This is a genomic window from Roseovarius sp. Pro17 (genome assembly GCF_035599575.1).
Classification (GTDB): Bacteria; Pseudomonadota; Alphaproteobacteria; order Rhodobacterales; family Rhodobacteraceae; genus Roseovarius.
This window is the reverse complement of the sequence record NZ_CP141179.1, coordinates 1,060,656-1,078,246: the sequence shown is the minus strand read 5'-3', so window position 1 is coordinate 1,078,246 and position 17,591 is coordinate 1,060,656. Positions and strand designations below refer to the sequence as shown.

The 17,591-nt window shown below is 59.9% G+C and carries 14 protein-coding genes; 5 read left to right on the top strand and 9 right to left on the bottom strand.

The genetic code is table 11. The features are described from left to right. Positions 1–303 precede the first annotated feature (303 nt). Positions 304–783: a hypothetical protein gene (locus U3654_RS05240; RefSeq protein ID WP_324754299.1), complete on the top strand. Its 480-nt coding sequence runs from the start codon at positions 304–306 to the stop codon at positions 781–783. A 178-nt stretch (positions 784–961) separates the two neighbouring features. Here U3654_RS05240 and U3654_RS05235 read toward each other — a convergent pair whose 3' ends face one another. The 5 genes from U3654_RS05235 to U3654_RS05215 all read right to left on the bottom strand — a co-directional run bounded on the left by U3654_RS05235 (position 962) and on the right by U3654_RS05215 (position 7,824). After that, on the bottom strand, positions 962–1,390 hold the full coding sequence (locus tag U3654_RS05235) for a hypothetical protein (protein WP_324754298.1): 429 nt from the start codon (positions 1,388–1,390) through the stop codon (positions 962–964). A gap of 250 nt (positions 1,391–1,640) precedes the next feature. Then, positions 1,641–2,678 carry a hypothetical protein gene (locus U3654_RS05230; protein WP_324754297.1) on the bottom strand — a complete coding sequence of 346 codons (1,038 nt, stop codon included), beginning with the start codon at positions 2,676–2,678 and terminating at the stop codon, positions 1,641–1,643. Positions 2,679–3,020: 342 nt separating this feature from the next. Then, positions 3,021–4,886, bottom strand: a complete 1,866-nt coding sequence (locus U3654_RS05225) for an SLC13 family permease (protein ID WP_324754296.1) — start codon at positions 4,884–4,886, stop codon at positions 3,021–3,023. Positions 4,887–4,917: 31 nt separating this feature from the next. Further along, entirely contained in the window at positions 4,918–5,232 is a 315-nt protein-coding gene (locus U3654_RS05220; protein ID WP_324754295.1) for an HPF/RaiA family ribosome-associated protein, read from the bottom strand. A gap of 327 nt (positions 5,233–5,559) precedes the next feature. Next, positions 5,560–7,824 carry an adenosylcobalamin-dependent ribonucleoside-diphosphate reductase gene (locus U3654_RS05215; protein WP_324754294.1) on the bottom strand — a complete coding sequence of 755 codons (2,265 nt, stop codon included), beginning with the start codon at positions 7,822–7,824 and terminating at the stop codon, positions 5,560–5,562. A 270-nt stretch (positions 7,825–8,094) separates the two neighbouring features. Between U3654_RS05215 and U3654_RS05210 the strand changes: the two genes are divergently transcribed. The 3 genes from U3654_RS05210 to U3654_RS05200 all read left to right on the top strand — a co-directional run bounded on the left by U3654_RS05210 (position 8,095) and on the right by U3654_RS05200 (position 10,293). Next, positions 8,095–8,529 (top strand): DUF1489 domain-containing protein, encoded by a 435-nt coding sequence (locus tag U3654_RS05210; RefSeq protein ID WP_324754293.1) that lies wholly within the window; start codon positions 8,095–8,097, stop codon positions 8,527–8,529. A 303-nt stretch (positions 8,530–8,832) separates the two neighbouring features. Further along, the gene (locus tag U3654_RS05205) at positions 8,833–9,417 is read left to right on the top strand and encodes a porin family protein (RefSeq protein ID WP_324754292.1); all 585 of its coding nucleotides are present in this window, start codon (positions 8,833–8,835) and stop codon (positions 9,415–9,417) included. Between the two features lie 285 nt (positions 9,418–9,702). Continuing rightward, complete coding sequence (locus U3654_RS05200) at positions 9,703–10,293, top strand: outer membrane protein (protein WP_324754291.1); 591 nt, start codon at positions 9,703–9,705, stop codon at positions 10,291–10,293. Positions 10,294–10,400: 107 nt separating this feature from the next. Here the strand turns inward: U3654_RS05200 and hisG are convergent, their stop codons facing one another. Genes hisG through hisS form a run of 3 tightly spaced genes read right to left on the bottom strand, consistent with a single transcriptional unit; the run spans position 10,401 to position 13,680 of the window. Further along, entirely contained in the window at positions 10,401–11,096 is a 696-nt protein-coding gene (gene hisG, locus U3654_RS05195; RefSeq protein ID WP_324754290.1) for an ATP phosphoribosyltransferase, read from the bottom strand. Next, positions 11,093–12,196, bottom strand: a complete 1,104-nt coding sequence (locus U3654_RS05190) for an ATP phosphoribosyltransferase regulatory subunit (RefSeq protein WP_324754289.1) — start codon at positions 12,194–12,196, stop codon at positions 11,093–11,095. The genes hisG and U3654_RS05190 overlap by 4 nt, the downstream gene beginning before the upstream one ends. Further along, a complete protein-coding gene (gene hisS, locus U3654_RS05185; protein WP_324754288.1) occupies positions 12,196–13,680 on the bottom strand; it encodes a histidine--tRNA ligase in 1,485 nt (494 codons plus the stop codon). The genes U3654_RS05190 and hisS overlap by 1 nt, the downstream gene beginning before the upstream one ends. A 167-nt stretch (positions 13,681–13,847) precedes the next feature. Between hisS and U3654_RS05180 the strand changes: the two genes are divergently transcribed. Continuing rightward, positions 13,848–14,042, top strand: a complete 195-nt coding sequence (locus U3654_RS05180) for a SlyX family protein (protein WP_324754287.1) — start codon at positions 13,848–13,850, stop codon at positions 14,040–14,042. Positions 14,043–14,054: 12 nt separating this feature from the next. Here the strand turns inward: U3654_RS05180 and dnaE are convergent, their stop codons facing one another. Next, a complete protein-coding gene (dnaE, locus tag U3654_RS05175; protein WP_324754286.1) occupies positions 14,055–17,555 on the bottom strand; it encodes a DNA polymerase III subunit alpha in 3,501 nt (1,166 codons plus the stop codon). Between the last annotated feature and the right edge of the window lie 36 nt (positions 17,556–17,591).

The following is a 17,591-nucleotide window of genomic DNA, read 5'->3' as shown; positions in this document are numbered from 1 at the left end:
TTTTGGGTGGTCCATTTTTTTCGACGGAATGATCTATTTTCAAACCAAGAGTTATGTGGCAATCAAAAATAATATGTCAGATTTCACGGTAATCTCCTTTACCGTCACCAACCTTCTCTGTGGTCCGCGTGACTGGTGTTTTCTGGCTGAATGTTAGGTTGTTTGTTGCCGCTACCTGAAGGCGACAAACGGTCCAAAACCGCCCTTCGACACGCCGCTTGATTTTGATCAACTTTAGGTACGCCGCACGCCGATACAATCAAACCCAACTAGTCTGCAAGCAATCTGGAGGGGTGCGTCACCATGAAATCATTTGCTCTCGCGTTCATCGTGCTCTTCATCGCCGCGCTGTCCCTAGGTGCCAAGGCACAGGACGGCATTCCCCCCGTTTCGCTGGGCATCCCTGCGGACAAATTCGACTTCACTGGCACTTGGAACTACAGCACGTCGAACCACAATGTCAGTGGACGCTGTCCAAACGGCAAGCCGATGAGTGGTACCATGCAAATCACCCATTCCGGTGCCGCAGTCGGGCTGATGATCTCCTCGGGTGCCACCTGCAATCCCGGTTCGATGTGCATTTTTGACGGAGCCATTGATAGCGGTGGTCAAGTTACCGTCTCCAACACCGACACTGTCGACGAGGAAGGTGGCGAGGCGACCAATGCTATGCGGCTATTCTTTCTCAGCGAGGAACTGGGCGCGGGACTTGCAGCCTCAGGCTACGTTCATCCAGACGGCTTCGAATGCCAGTGGAGCCACTATATTCAGATATGGCGTTAACGGGCTGAACGCCTGTCCCTGACCAATTGCACTAGTATGGCAAATGTGGGAATTAACCCCACACCTTTTCACGGTCGACCCGTTTTTCCGAACGGCTGGAAATACCAACTTTTCGGCCCCCAAAGATGTGTTCAGGCCCGGTGAAATTTCGCCATAGCCGGCCGCTCCGGCTAGTGGGTCAGGGGCATGCCTCGGGGATGACCTCGTGCCAGATCGGACAGAAATCTTCGTAGTGCCACCAGGCGTCCGTCGAATTGATGCCGACATGGACCGCGACCCAAGTGCGTCCCGAGAGCGTTAACAGCGCCTGAACAGTGGCACCGTCGCCAACATCGGGATCGATCTCGCCGCGCCGCGCGCCGGGGGTCTGGTAGAGATCGATCACGCCGCCACCTGGGTGCTGCGCCATGAGGCTCGCAAAGGCGGCAGTTTCGGTGACACGTAGATCCCAGACCACGAATTCGACCGGACCGCCGACCGTCCATTCGATCTTTGGACGGATTGCATCGAGCAGGTCGGCACGCAAATCAGTGCCGCGGGCAGGTTGGGTCCAACCGTCGGCAGAGGCGGAGGTGGCGAGGCAGAGCAGGAGTGCGGCGAGGCGCATAAGCTAATCCTTGGTTGGGTTCGCAACTATTATAGCCTTAATTGCTCATGAAAGGGATACCCTCACGCGACGCATAACTTGTGCCTTCCCATCGTGTCAGGGGTTCTGTGTACGCAGCGCCGATGGTCATGAAAATCAGTTTCTCTGAAGTTTGAGCATTTGCCTCGCGCCTGCAGAGAGGGTCTGCTATGCGCGACGAAGCGGGCTTTCGCTGCGGCTGCGCCAAACTCTGCTTTAAACTCAACCGCATCTAGTCAATACCGTAAATCATTGCCGCATACTCGCGAACCTCATCCGGTGTTTGGTCTTCTATTTCCCGTAAGTATACCAAGAATTTGTCTGGGTCGCTCAGAGAGAATATACGGGCCTTGTACTCCAACTCAGCCCCAAGTGGTTCTTCCTTCAATAGTGCAGCGCAGCGCTTGTCGATGAAGAGTGCGTCCACGTATGGCGCGTACGTCGAGATTGTCCTCACATCGTTCATGAGTCCACGATCAACTATTCTCTTCTCGCCCATGATGACCCGCCTAGCTACAGCAGCAAATAAGTATGATGAAACCCTTTGGTATGGTATTTCCCGTTGCCGTTCCCAATGCCAAAACTTCATGATTTCAATCGCCTGCTTATCTTCATCAACTCCCCGTTCTTCAAGAAGGTGGCAAAGCTCTCGATACTCACGATATATCGGCCTGCCAGAACTCTCGAATAGTGCCAGCGGGTCACTTGGATCAGGATTTGAGACTTCCTCAAACCACTTCGCAAAGGCCTGCTTCTTTGTTGGCCCAATTGCTGAAAATTCACTTTCGAGAAAACCCGCGAACGATGCCTTCTTCTCAAGCCACGTGTCCGCGAGTTGTTTCAATGAATCATGCACTTCGCCTCTCACAGTTCGAATGTGATCTGCGAATTGGCTGTAGTCGGCCCGCACGCCAACGTGCATATCGGGCAGCCATTCATTTCTTCGACTGTCCGCAATATCATCTATATCAAGAGAAACCTCAGGCTCTTTGCCATCAAAGTATGCCTTTGCAAACTGAATGTCCTGCAATAGCTCCACATCGCGAGAATCCATTAGGGAAACGTCGCCCCCGAAGAACTCATACAAGCTGCGCAAGTCTATGGCACTGTGGAAGACCGTTGTCTCATGGTGATGGATGTCGGAGTGAGGCAAGAAGATTTGCTGTAGAAGAACGCACCGTCTCAGCAGGGCGTATACTTCTTTTGCAAAGGCTTCATGTCCCTTTGGCAGGTTCCCTTCGATCTTAACGTTGTAGATCATGCTGAACATGAACTGGTCCAGATAGATCGCCTTTTTGTCTAATTCGGGCAGAGGTAGTTGCACCGTCCTTCGGCAGTGGGTGCAGCGTTTGGTCAACAATTGCCCCTTGGCAGAGAGTATGCCCATTGTCGTTTGACCGCACTTGGCGCATCGTGTGAACGGCCCGCGTTCCCATGTAAATCCGCTCAATGCAAAACCTCCGCTTGCAAGTAGTCGATCTTGACCGCGCTCCCGAAAGCGGACCTTCGTCCACTTTGCAGCATCGGTCTATAAGGGCTCGAAGCTGCCATGCCGCGTTGCAGTCTGTGACTATCGCTGCTTGCGCTATTCGCGACGCCTGCTGATCGGGAATTACAACGGCCAGACGACCAGCAGCAACGGTATGCTGATGACTACCACAAGCACTTCGAGCGGCAGGCCCAGTTTCCAGTAATCACCAAAACGGAATCCGCCGGGCCCTAGGATCAGGGTGTTGTTCTGGTGCCCAATCGGGGTCAGGAAGGCGCACGAGGCGCCAATCGCGACCGCCATCAGAAAGCTGTCGGGGTTGACGCCCAATGTCGCCGAGATGCCCAGCGCGATGGGGCATAAAACGGCGGCGGTGGCGGCGTTGTTCATCACGTCCGACAGAAACATGGTGGTGACCAGAACGACGGCCAGCGCAGCGATGGGATTTCCCCGCGCGACGGTATCAACCAGAAATCGCGCCAACAGATCGGCAGCACCCGTGCTCTGCATCGCGCCCGCGACCGGGATCAATGCGGCCAGAAGCACGATCACCGGCCAGTCGATGGCTGTATACACCTTGCGTGGCGGCACCGTGCGCAGCACCATCGACGCAAGCACGCCCAGTGCAAATGCAGGGGCCGCCGGCAGCAGTCCGAAGGTGACAATGGCAATGGCGCCCAGCATGATCGCGCCTGCGATGATCGCCCTGCGCTTGTCGGGGATGCGCAATTCGCGCTCGCCCAATGGCACACAGCCAGTGTCGTTTATGAATACGCTGACGGCGTCCGATGCGCCCTGCATCAGCAGAAGATCGCCGGATTTCAGCTTGAGTGTTCTCAGCCTTGCCCGTGGTGGATGCCCTTGGCGCGAAACGGCCAGAAGGTTTAGCCCATAGCGCGTGCGAAGATTCAGATCGCTGGCCGACCGCCCGACAATGGTCGAGCCGGGCAGCACGGCCAGTTCGCGCAGCACGATATCATCGCTGCGCTCGCGGTTCTGGTCGTCATCGTCATCGTCATCAGTGACCTTGTCTTCCTGGACGCCAGATGTCTCTGCCTGCGCAGCGGGTTTTGCTGCGGTTTCGTCTTTTTGCGGGGCGACCACCTGCTCTTCCAGCTTGATGTCGAAAACCGAAAGCGCCTCGGCCAGCGCATCGACATCGGCCTCCAGCACCAGAATGTCCTCCGCGCGAATGCGCCGCCCACCATGTGGCGCGATCATCCTCACCTCGTTGCGAACAAGACCGACGATTTGCGAGTCGCTGTCTTCAATCTCGCGCTCGAACGCGCGCAAGGTCAGGCCGACAGCCTTGCTTTTCTCTGGTACGCGCAGTTCTGTAAAATAGGCGCCTGTGTCGAACCCTTCGCCCGCTGCGGATTTGCGCGCGGGGACCAGCCGCCAGCCGACGATGGCGACAAAAATCACCCCGGCAACCGCCACAGCCACGCCCACGGGGGCAAAGTCAAACATGCCAAAATGCCCCAGCCCGGCCTCGGCCCGAAAGCCCGAGACGATCAGGTTGGGCGGCGTGCCGATGACCGTGGTCATGCCGCCAAGGATCGTGGCAAAGGCCAGCGGCATAAGCACCTGCCCATGCGTCAGGTCCAGCCGGTCCGAAAGCTGCACCGCGATCGGCATCAAGAGCGCCATCGCCCCGACATTGTTCATGAAACCTGACAGGGCCATGCCCAATCCCATCAGCGCGACCATGCTTGTCAGTCGCCCCGCATTGCGCGGCAAAACGCTGCGCGCCAGCCAGTCTACAGCGCCGGTATTCTGCAACCCCTGACTAAGGACCAGCACACAGGCCACCGTGATAACGGCCGGGTGGCCAAAGCCCGCAAAAGCATCCGCGCCCGGAACCAACCCGGCGATCACGCACGCCATAAGCGCGGCCAATGCCACGACATCGTGGCGAAACCGTCCCCACAGAAACAGCCCCATTGTGGCCGCAAGTATGGAAAATATCAGCAATTGGGCTGTGGTCATGAAATCGGCCTGTAAGGGTCAGTTGCGTGCCTCAACGCCTTGAAAGCTTACCGAACTCGCTGTCCAAGAGAGCACGGATTTTCTTGGCACCACCGCGTAGGGCGGCCTCAATATTCGCGTCGGAATGGGTTACGGTTTGTGGCTGCATGCCCTCGGGACGCGCCTCAACTGTGCAATGAATGTCATCGGCCCCACCTTTGGCAGCGTTCACATCCGCCAGATGCACCTCAACCCGCGTCAGGCGGCTTGTAAGATGTCCCAGCGAAGAAACGACTACATTCTCGGCGACCTCGGCCAAGCGATCATCGCCCTGAATGTTTGCGTCGGTGTTGAGTTGAAATTGCATGTCGGTACCTTCCGAGGTTGATATGAGTTTATCGGGCTCTGACGCACAGGTGACCAGGCCGAAGCAGCCATGAGCGTGATCAGCAGGTTACACGATCTTTCGATGGGCGAAATCGCATTCTCAGGCCATTACAAGAAATTGAAATGAAACGGGAATGTTCTGACGTGATGCCCTTTGGACTCTTGGTTGTATGGGCAAAGCTGCCATTTGTGCTTATGGCGACCACGCCCCATCTTGACTGACAAAAAGAAAAATGCCGCCAAGCCGGAGGCCTGGCGGCATTTTGAAAGTTTTTGTCACTCAGCTAAAACTGGACGGTTGCTATGGCTACTGACACTTGGAATGGCCACAGCTGGCGCAGGTCATGCATCCTTCAACCATCCGCATTGCGAAGTCACCGCAACTCGGACATGCGGGTGCTCGGCCGCCGCTTAAGTTCACCACCTGCGCTGTTGGGTCAGATTTCAGGCCTAGGCCCTCGCCGGCTAGGAAACCCGTTTGCACCATATGCTGCTCCAGGATCCCTCCGATGGCCGCCAGAATGGATGGCACGTATTTACCCCCCATCCACGCGCCACCGCGCGGGTCGAACACGGCTTTGAGTTCTTCAACGACGAATGACACATCGCCGCCGCGCCGGAACACTGCGCTGATCATACGTGTCAGGGCGACTGTCCAGGCGAAATGCTCCATGTTTTTGGAGTTGATAAATACCTCGAAGGGGCGACGCCGCCCGCCCAACACCACGTCGTTGACGGTGATGTAAATCGCGTGGCTACTATCGGGCCATTTTAGTTTGTAGGTCATGCCCTCCAATTCGGTAGGGCGGTCCAGCGGCTCGGACATATAGACGACTTCGGCGCCATCGCTGCTGATCTGTTGCGGCGCGACATTGGCGGTCTCGCTAACGCTCAGGACCGACCCGGTCACATCATTGGGTCGATAGGTGGTGCAGCCTTTGCAACCGCTGTTCCACGCTTGCATATAGACGTCCTTGAACGCCTCAAAGCTGATATCCTCGGGGCAGTTGATCGTCTTGGATATGCTGCTATCCACCCATTTTTGCGCCGCCGCCTGCATGCGGACGTGATCTGAGGGGGCCAGCGTCTGGGCGTTGACGAAATGATCGGGCAGCTCAGTATCGCCAAAGCGGTCGCGCCACATCTGGACGGCGAAATCGATGACCTCCTCTTCGGTGCGGCTGCCGTCCTTTTGCAGCACCTTGCGGGTGTAGCTATAGGCGAACACCGGCTCGATCCCGCTGCTGACATTACCGGCATAGAGGCTGATGGTTCCGGTCGGCGCGATCGAGGTCAGCAGGGCGTTGCGGATGCCATGCTTGGCTACCGCCTCGCGCACGTCTTGATCCATGCCCAGCATCGTGCCGCTGGCGAGGTATGCGTCCTTGTCGAATAACGCAAAGGCACCCTTTTCGCGGGCCAAATCGACGGAAGCCAGATAGGCGGCGCGCGCAATCGCCTTCAGCCACGCCTCTGTCTGCGCTGCCGCCTTGTCCGAGCCATAGCGCTGGCCAACCATCAACAGCGCATCGGCCAATCCGGTGACGCCCAGACCGATCCGCCGCTTGTCTTCGGCCTCGGCGGCCTGCGCCTCTAGCGGGAACTGGCTGGTATCCACGACATTGTCCATCATGCGCACGGCGACGGCGACCAGATCGGTCAACGCGTCCTCGTCCAATGCCGCAGCCTTGCCAAAGGGATCGCTGACCAGCCTAGCCAAGTTGATGCTGCCCAGCAGGCACGCGCCATAGGGCGGTAGCGGCTGCTCGCCGCAGGGGTTGGTGGCCGAGATGGTCTCGCAATAGGCGAGGTTGTTGGCCTGATTGATCCGGTCGATAAAAATCACGCCCGGCTCGGCATAATCATAGGTCGCCTGCATGATCCGGTTCCACAGATCGCGCGCCTGCATTGTGCGATAGACCTTGTCGCCAAAGACCAGATCCCAAGGGCCGTCCGCCTCAATGGCCGCCATAAAGGGATCGGTTATCAGAACGCTTAGGTTGAACATGCGCAGGCGGGCGGAATCACTCTTGGCGGCGATGAAATCCTCGATATCAGGGTGATCGCAGCGCATGGTCGCCATCATAGCGCCCCGGCGACTGCCAGCGCTCATTATAGTGCGGCACATCGCGTCCCACACATCCATGAAGCTCAGCGGCCCGCTGGCATCCGCGCCTACACCCTTAACCACCGCGCCTTTCGGGCGAATGGTCGAAAAATCATAGCCGATGCCGCCGCCCTGCTGCATGGTCAGCGCCGCCTCGCGCAGCGCGTCGAAAATGCCGCCCATGTCGTCAGGGATGGTCCCCATGACAAAGCAGTTGAACAGCGTCACCTTGCGCCCCGTCCCGGCCCCTGCCGCGATTCTGCCTGCGGGCAGGAATTTGAAATCCTCAAGCGCTCCGTAGAATTTCTCTTCCCACTCGGCGGGCTTGTCTTCGACTGCGGCCAGCGCGCGCGCCACCCGGCGCCAGCTATCTTCGACAGAATCGTCGCCTGCGCCCTCAGCGGGGGTAAAGCGATACTTCATATTCCATATCTGTTCGGAAATAGGGGCAGCGAAACGGCTCATGGCGATGAACTCCGGCAGATCGGGATGAATAGGAATGGCGCGGGTCGCAACAATAGGCCTGTGCCGCCGTCCGGTCAACGATGGACGACAAGCCCGCGCCCCCTGCCCCGGCGGCAACCGACGCGCACGCTAACGGCTGATTTCTTTGGGCAAAACATCCATCCCGCAACAGCGGAGCAGGCAGACCGCATGCCGATTCGGCTGCCCGGTATGACAATAATCCCCACACCGGCCATTGAACTCGTCGCGCAGCGGCATAAACTGATCTCCATGACACCCGCCCCCCTGAACCTGATAAAGCTGAGCGTCGGCACCGACAACGTTGCCAGTCTGACGGCGTGGCAGACCACGCGCCGCGCGCAGGGTGACGACGGCATCCCACGCCATGTTACGCGCATGTGGCCCCGTCGCGAGGCCGAGCTGCTGGATGGTGGCTCAATCTACTGGGTGATTCAGGGCGTGCTGCAATGCCGCCAGCGAATCCTGCGCCTTGACGAAGTGATCGGAGCCGACGGCATCCGGCGCTGCGCCATTGTGCTTGATTCTCAGGTTGTGCGCACCGGCACCGTGCAAAAACGGCCCTTTCAAGGGTGGCGCTATCTGCCGGGCAGCGAAGCGCCGCCTGATCTGGTTGAATCACGCAGTGGCGAGGACGCATTGCCACCCTCTCTGAGCGCCGCGCTTGCGGACATCGGAGTGCTATAAAAGCAACACTGGCGACGTCCTGCTGGCACCATATTACCCTATTTTGAGCGACCTCAGGCGCATAGCTGCCCGCAAAGGCCAGCGCGAAACACGTTGTTTTCATTGGGTAAATTATTCAATTTTACCGCGACTCAATCTACGGGGGAAAAATTGGGCAAGTTATCGCCTATAGAAATCACATTTTCTTGAAAAGGACCTCTCAACAGGATTGTTGCATCCCGTAACCCAATCCTAAATAGGGGTTCATGAGGCGCGTGTCTGGCGATAGTCGTCGGCGCGATCGAAACTGAAAGGATTACTACTATGAAATATCTTCTCTCCGCAGCCGCAGCATCCGCACTGTTGGCAGGCACAGCATTCGCTGGCAACATCGAGCCCGCACCGATGGAGCCCGTGATTGCACCGGCACCTGCGCCGGTCTTCTCGTCCCCCAACTGGACCGGCTTCTACGCTGGTGGCCAGCTGGGTTACGCTGACGTCGACACCAACGCCGCTGGCGTAGACGGTGACGGCCTCATCGGTGGTCTGGTTGCTGGTTACGACTACGATCTGGGCAACTGGGTTATCGGTGCCGGCCTCGACTACGACTGGACTGACGTGTCGCTGGCCCCCGCTGTCGACGTTGACAGCATCTGGCGCGCCAAACTGCGCGGCGGCTACAAGCTGGGCAACGGTCTGCTCTACGCAACCGCAGGCTATGCAAGCGCCGACGTCTCCACAATCGGTGACTCGGACGGTTACTTTGTTGGTGGTGGTTACGAGCACCTGGTTACACAGAACATCTCCGTCGGTGGCGAAATTCTGTACCACGAGTTCGACAGCTTCAACGTTCCTGGCCTGGACGCCGACGCGACTACAGCGCAGGTTCGCGCAACGTTCCGCTTCTAATCGGACAGTCGGGCCATTTTGGCCCGACAACTACCGAATACAGCGCGCGGCCCCCATCGGGCCGCGCGTTTTTCGTTTGCATGATGAAAAGCTCCCTGCCGCGACTCAATCTATGATAGCTAAACTGGGCAGTTTATCGTTGAGAAAGATCACCCTTTCCTGAAACCAACCGCTCGACAGGATTGTTGCATGCCTTAAGACAATCTTAATCATGGGCTTATAAGGCGAGTGTACGGCGATAGTCATCGACGCGGTCGGCGCAAACGAAGCTAAAAGGATCATTCGATGAAATACCTCCTCTCCGCAGCAGTATCTGCATTGATGGCTAACACAGCATTCGCTGGCAACATTGAGCCCGCACCGATAGCGCCCGTGATTGCACCGGCACCCGCACCCGGTTTCTCGTCGCCGAACTGGACCGGCTTCTACGCTGGCGGCCAACTGGGCTACGCTCTCCTAGACACCAACCTGCCTGATATTGACGGTGAAGACCTCATCGGCGGTCTGACCGCTGGCTATGACTACGATCTGGGCGACTGGGTTATCGGTGCTGGCTTTGACTACGACTGGGCTGATATCGCGCTGGCCCCTGCCGTGGACGTTGAAAGCATCTGGCGCGCCAAACTGCGCGGCGGCTACAAGTTCGGCAACGGTCTGCTATATGCAACCACTGGTTATGCCAATGCCGACACCAACGTGATCAGCGACGAAGACGGTTACTTTGTCGGCGCCGGCTACGAGCATCTGATCACTCGGAACATCTCGCTAGGTGGCGAAGTCCTGTACCACGAGTTCGACGGCTTCAATTCCGGCGTCCCGGGCGGTTTTGAAGTGGACGCAACCACAGCGCAGGCCCGCGCAACGTTCCGCTTCTAGTCGGACAGTCGGGTCATTTTCGCCCGACACCCTTAACAATACAACGCGCCGCCCCCATCGGGCTGCGCGTTTTCGTTTGCAGGGTAGTAGTGCATTCCGCTCGGCGTTTAGTCGACGCCCAGCTTGGCCACCAATGCGGCCATGGTCGTGCGCTCGGCGTCGCTCATCCCAGCGCGGCGGGCACGCAGCAGGGTTGCCTGACTGCGCAGGATCAACCCATCATCCAGCAATTTCAGATGGTTCGCGCGCAACGTGTCCCCGGTCGAGGTAATGTCAGCGATGGCTTCGGCAGTCTCATTCTTAACCGTGCCCTCGGTCGCGCCCTGACTATCGACCAGTCGGTAGTCGGCGACGCCATGCTCGCGCAGAAAATCACGTACCAATCGGTGATATTTGGTGGCGATGCGCAACCGGTGCCCATGTACCTCGCGAAAGGCCGACGCAACAGCGTCCAGATCGTCCAGCGTGCCGACATCGACCCAGGCATGCGGCACGGCCAGCACCAGATCGGCATGGCCGAATCCCAGCTCGGCCAACTCTTCAACGCAGTTCTCCCATCCGGCGAGGTTCTCGCGCACCAGATCGGTGCCGGTAACGCCCAGATGGATGCGCCCGGCCGCCAGTTCGCGCGGGATTTCGCCCGCCGACAGCAGGACCAGTTCGACATCGCCCGCGCCCTCGACGACGCCCGCGTATTCACGCTCGGACCCGGTGCGACCCAGCGTCACGCCCCGCGCACCGAACCAGTCAAAGGTCTTTTCCATCAGCCGTCCCTTGGACGGCACACCCAGACGCACGCTCATGTCATACCTCCCAGCCACGCCACCAGACCGGGCCGGATCACCCCTCCAACAGCAGGGATTTCGCGCCCGCCCCCCAATCGCCGCGTCAGCGCATCATAGCGCCCACCCGAAGCGACGGTTGGCAAATCAGGATGCGCGTCGCTGGTAAAGCCGAATACGAATCCGTCATAATATTCCATCTGCGCACGGCCATAAGACGCCTCAAACGGCAGCGCCGAGACATCGACGCCGCGCGCGTCCAGCGCATCCAGCCGCGCCGATAGCGCGGCGACCGCAGCGTTGATGGCGGGCATGTCCACCGCGATATCGCGCAGACGCTCCAGCGCGTAGGGGCATGTTTCACGCACGTTCAGCACGGCCCCCAGCAGGTCCACTTCGCCCTCGGCGATTGGCGCGGCCTCAGCATCCGCGCGCAGCGCATCTATACGCGCCTCGATTTCGGCCGCGCTGCGCAGGCCGATCAGCGGCCCGGCATCTGCAATCGGATCAGTTGCCTCCAACAGCGCGACGCGGCTGGGCGGCACGGGTGCGCGGCCCGAGAATCTGTCGATCAGCGCGCGAAAGCGGCGCGGGCGCCAGATATGACGGCGCAGCGCGGCCTTGCGCGCCTCGCTCGTGCGCAGCCCGTCGACTGCCGCCATCAGGATGCCAATATCGCCCGTCGCCGCCCGCAGGCCCAGCGGCGCGAGGATACCCTGTATCAGCGCAAAGACCTCGGCATCTGCGTCGGCAGGGGCAGCGCCGCCCATGATTTCATATCCCACCTGCATGTATTCACTGGCCCGGCGCGAATCGTCCTCTTGGCGGCGAAAAACCTCGCCGGAATAGGTATAGCGGGCAGGCTCGGCCCCGCTTTCCATATGCATCTGCACGACCGGCACGGTGAAATCAGGGCGCAGCATCTGCTCGCCCTTCAGCGGGTCGGAAGTGACATAGGCGCGGGCGCGAATGTCTTCGCCGTAGAGGTCCAACAGCACGTCGGCGGGTTGCAGGATCGCCGTCTCGACAGCCTGTGCACCCGCCGCCTCAAACAGTGCGCGCAGACGCGAAGCCTCGGCGCGGATGGTCGCGCGCGACGGCGCAGGTCCGAGGTCTGGCATCAGTCCGCGCCGTCCAGAATTTCGCGCACCTTGGCGAGCATCTGATCGCGCGGCACCTCGAACTGGCTGGGCCGTTCCTTCCATTCCTCCAGCGTGGCGCTGGTGGCGATTTGTGCGCCCAGCACTAAATCTTTGATCTGAATGACGCCTCTGGCCTGCTCATCCGCGCCCTCGATGATCGCTACCGGGCTGCCGCGTTTATCAGCGTATTTCAACTGGTTGCCAAAGTTCTTGGGATTGCCCAGATAGACCTCGGCGCGGATGCCCGCCTGCCGCAGTTCTGCAACCATAGACTGATAGTCAGCCATGCGCGCGCGGTCCATGACCGTCACCACGACTGGCCCCTGCGCCGCGCCGCCTGCCTGCCCCTTGGCTCGCAGCGCTGCCAGCAGGCGGTCGACCCCGATGCTGACGCCGGTGGCCGGTACGGACTGCCCGGTGAACCGCTTGACCAGATCGTCATACCGGCCGCCACCCGCGACACTGCCGAACTGACGCTTGGCACCTTTGTCGTCCAGAATGTCGAACGTCAGTTCGGCCTCGAAAACCGGCCCGGTATAGTAACCAAGGCCGCGCACAACGCTGGGATCGATCTCGATCCGGTCCGGCCCGTAGCCTTGCGCGCTGACCAACGCCGCGATCTCTTCCAATTCGTCCACGCCCTCAGCGCCTATGGCCGATCCCTCGACTGCGGCGCGCAGATTGGCCAGCGTTTCGCCCGCATCCGCGCCTTTTGACGTCAGGAACGCGATGACCGGCTCGGCCTGCGCATCGCTCAGGTCCACGCCGTCAATGTAGGCGCCCGACGCATCCAGCCGCCCCTTGCCCAGCAGCTGCCGCACACCATCGCTGCCAACCTTGTCAAACTTGTCGATCGTGCGCAGGACCGCATCGCGCTGCGTCTGCTCATTAAGTCCCATGACCTCCAGCACGCCGTTCAGAACCTTGCGGTTGTTCACCCGAACGACGTAATCGCCGCGCTCAATGCCCACTTTCTCCAGACAATCAGCCAGCATTGCGCAAATCTCAGCATCCGCAGCCACAGACGGCGCGCCGACGGTATCCGCATCACACTGATAAAACTGACGAAATCGGCCCGGGCCCGGCTTTTCGTTGCGCCAGACAGGCCCCATGGCATACCGCCGATAAGGCATCGGCAGGTCGTCCTTGTGCTGGGCATAAACTCGCGCCAGCGGCGCCGTCAGATCATAGCGCAGCGCCAGCCAATCGCCGGGTTTCTCGCCCTCATCCTCTTGCCACGCGAACACGCCTGCATTGGGGCGATCGACATCGGGCAGAAACTTGCCCAGCGCCTCGACCGTCTCGACGGCAGAGCTGTCCAGCGCATCAAAGCCGTAGTGATGATACACCCGCGCAATTGCCTCCAGCATGGCTGCACGCTCGACCACTTCAACGCCAAAGTAATCGCGAAACCCCTTGGGCGTCTGCGCCTTGGGGCGTGGGGTCTTTTTCGGCTTGGCCATTTGATGGCTCCGGGGCTGTTGCATCTGCCGCGCGGTCTAGCCCAAGCGCCGCACGGCGGCAAGGCAGGCACCTCGCGGGCGGCTTTTTCCTGGGCAAAGTTTCCTGCTCGGCCACCCCTCCGCCGCGCCCGCTTGACGCAATGCCCGGCGCGCGCCACAAGGACATCATGGAACGCCTCGAAGAACAGATCGCTCACCTCATCCGCGCGCTCGAAGACATGTCGGACACTGTCGCGCGGCAAGACGCCGAAATTGCGGTGCTGACCCGCCGGGTCGAGATGCTGATGCGCCGCGAAGCTGAACGCGAGAGCGATGCAGGCGGCTCTGTCACGCTTGGGAATGAGCCGCCTCCGCACTACTGAACGCGCGGCGGCTTAAATGTCCTGAACATCCATAACGCCCTCAAGGCTTTTGATCGCGCCCTTGATCTGGGGCGTCACCGGATAGTCGCGCCCAGCCGATAGCTCAACCTCGCCGGGCAATCCCTCGGCCATGAGGCAGAACCGGATGGGGCCGGGCCGCGCTGCGCGTGTGGCTTCGGCTGCGCCCTCCAAAACCTTCGCCACGGATGCCAACGCAGACGGATCTTCGACAAAGATCAACAGTCCGAGGCTACCTGCATCCGCCACTACGCCGTCGATCGGCGCGACCGAGCGTGCCAGCAGCTTGAGCTGTTCGGAGTCCATCGTCGCCTCGACCGTCACAACGACCTGCGCGCCCGTCTCGATATGTTCGCGCGATTTTTCCAGTGTTTCCGAGAACATGACAACCTCGTAACCGCCTGTCGTATCGCTGAGCTGAACAAAGGCAAAGCGGTTGCCGCGCGCAGATTTACGCTCTTGGCGGCCTGCGACGATGCCTGCCATCTTGACCACGCATGGTGCGCGGGCGGCTAGCTCGATCACCTCGTCCAGCGTCTTGACCTGCTTGCGTTTCAGCGCGGCCATATAGTCGTCCAATGGGTGGCCCGAAAGGTAGAAACCGACCGCCTTGAACTCCTCCGTCAGACGCTCGGCGGGTAGCCAATCGTCGACGGGCGGCAGGCGCGGCTCGGGCAAATCCTCGCCCGCCTCGCCGAACAGCGACACCTGCGCCGAATTCTTCTGGTCGTGGATCGCGCCTGAGTAGTTCATCAGCGGCTCGACCGCTTCGAACACGCGGCGGCGGTTGCGATCAATCTCGTCGAACGCGCCAGAGCGGGCCAGCATCTCCAACGGGCGCTTGCCGATCCGTTTGATATCGACGCGACGCGCGAAATCGTAGAGCGTGGCGAAAGGCTTCTCGCCGCGTCCTTCCACGATCAGCTTCATCGCCTCGACCCCGACATTTTTCAACGCACCGAGGCCGTAATGCAAAACACCCTCCCGCACCAAGAACTGCGCATCCGAGCGGTTGACGCAAGGCGGCGCCCAAGGCAACTCAAGCCCCTTTTTAACCTCTTCAAAGTAAACCGACAGCTTGTCTGTCAGGTGGATATCGCAATTCATGACCCCGGCCATGAATTCGCTGGGATGGTTCGCCTTCAGCCAGGCCGTCTGATAGCTGACCACCGCATAAGCCGCCGCGTGCGATTTGTTGAAACCGTAGTTGGCGAATTTATCCAGAAGGTTCCACACCTCCAGCGCCTTGTCGTCATCGACGCCATTCTCCTTGGCGCCCGCGATGAACTTGGGCCGCTCGGCATCCATCGCCGCCTGAATTTTCTTGCCCATCGCACGTCGCAGCAGGTCAGCGCCGCCAAGGCTATAGCCCGCCATCTCCTGCGCGATCTGCATCACCTGTTCCTGGTAAACGATGATGCCCTGCGTCTCATCCAAGATGTGATCAATCGTCGGATGCAGCAGGTCGCGATCCGATATCTCGTTTTTCACCTCGCAGAATTTCGGGATATTCTCCATCGGGCCGGGCCGATAAAGGGCGACCAGCGCAATAATATCCTCGATGCAATCCGGCTTCATACGCTTGAGCGCGTCCATCATGCCCGAGCTTTCCACCTGAAACACCGCGACCGTCTTGGCCTTGGCATAAAGCCCGTAAGTTTTGGCATCGTCTAATGGGATCTGGCCGATATCGTTCTCGGCGCCCTCAATCGGCTGATAGATCCCGCTGCCATCGGCGGCGGTATGCAGATCGCGCCCCTCGCCGTGAATTTGCTGAATTGCGTTCTGGATCACAGTCAGGGTTTTCAGGCCCAGAAAGTCGAACTTGACCAGTCCTGCCTGCTCGACCCATTTCATGTTGAATTGGGTTGCGGGCATGTCCGAACGCGGGTCCTGATAGAGTGGCACCAGTTCGTCCAGCGGGCGATCCCCAATCACTACGCCGGCCGCGTGGGTCGAGGCATTTCGCAGCAGCCCCTCGACCTGCATCCCGTAGTTCAGCAGGCGGTCGACGACCTCCTCGTTGCGGGCCTCCTCGCGCAGACGGTCCTCTTGCGCCAGCGCCTGCTGGATGCTGACGGGTTTCACGCCCTCGACGGGGATCATTTTCGACAGACGATCCACCTGCCCGTAAGGCATTTGCAGCACGCGCCCGATGTCGCGCACAGCAGCCTTGGACAAGAGCGCGCCGAAGGTGATGATCTGGCCCACACGGTCGCGGCCATATTTCTCCTGCACGTATTGGATCACCTCCTCGCGGCGATCCATGCAGAAGTCGATGTCAAAGTCGGGCATCGACACACGCTCAGGGTTCAGGAACCGCTCAAACAGCAGGCTGTAGCGCAGCGGGTCAAGGTCCGTGATCGTCAGCGCGTAGGCCACGAGGCTACCGGCGCCCGAGCCACGCCCCGGACCCACCGGAATTTCGCGATCCTTGGCCCATTTGATGAAATCGGCGACGATCAGGAAATAGCCGGGAAAGCCCATGCCCTCGATGATGCCCAACTCAAATTCCAGCCGCTTTTCATACTCTTCGACGCTGGTGGCGTGCGGGATGACCTTTAGACGTTCCACCAGCCCAGCCTTGGCCTGACGGCGCAGCTCGTCCACCTCGTCATCGGCGAATTTCGGCAGGATCGGGTCGCGTCGGTAGGCGCCAAAGGCACAGCGCTTGGCGATTTCCACCGTGTTTTCAATCGCCTCGGGCAGATCTGCAAAGAGGGTTGCCATCTCGCGCGGCGTCTTGAAGTTATGCTGCGGCGTCAGGCGGCGGCGCGGGGCGGATTGATCGACATACGTCCCCTCGGCGACGCAGAGCATCGCATCATGCGCCTCATACATTTTTGACTTGGGGAAATAGACGTCATTGGTGGCAACCAGCGGCAGATCCATCGCATAGGCCATTTCAACATGGCCACGCTCGCTCAGCCGTTCTGCCTCGGGCAGACCATCCTCGCCGGGGTGGCGCTGCAACTCGACATATAGGCGGTCGCCATAAATCTCGGTCAATTGGCGCATCAGCGCCTCGGCGGCGTCGCGCTGGCCGGCGCGCAAGAGGCGTCCGATCGGGCCATCGGGGCCGCCGGTCAGGCAGATCAGACCAGCAGAATTTTCAGCAAGATCAATCCGCGTGACATGCGGCAACTCACCATCGCCGCGCAAATAGAGGCAGGAGTTGAGCTTCATCAGGTGCTCATACCCTTCCTCGTTCTGGGCCAGCAGCACGATAGGCGCGGGCAGCGCGGCACGCTCGCCGGGTGCGACGTCGACATAGGCCAGATCAATCTGGCAGCCCATGATCGGCTGAATGCCCGCATCCGCCGCCGAGACGGCGAATTCGAGTGCCGCAAACATGTTGTTCGTGTCGGTCACGGCAACGGCGGGCATGCCCACGTCCTGACACAGGCCCGGCAGCTTTTTCAGCCGCACGGCCCCTTCGAGCAGGGAATATTCGCTATGGACGCGTAGGTGTATGAATCGGGCTGGTTTGGACATAGCCGCACTCTAGGCGAGCGCCGCGCGCACCGCCAG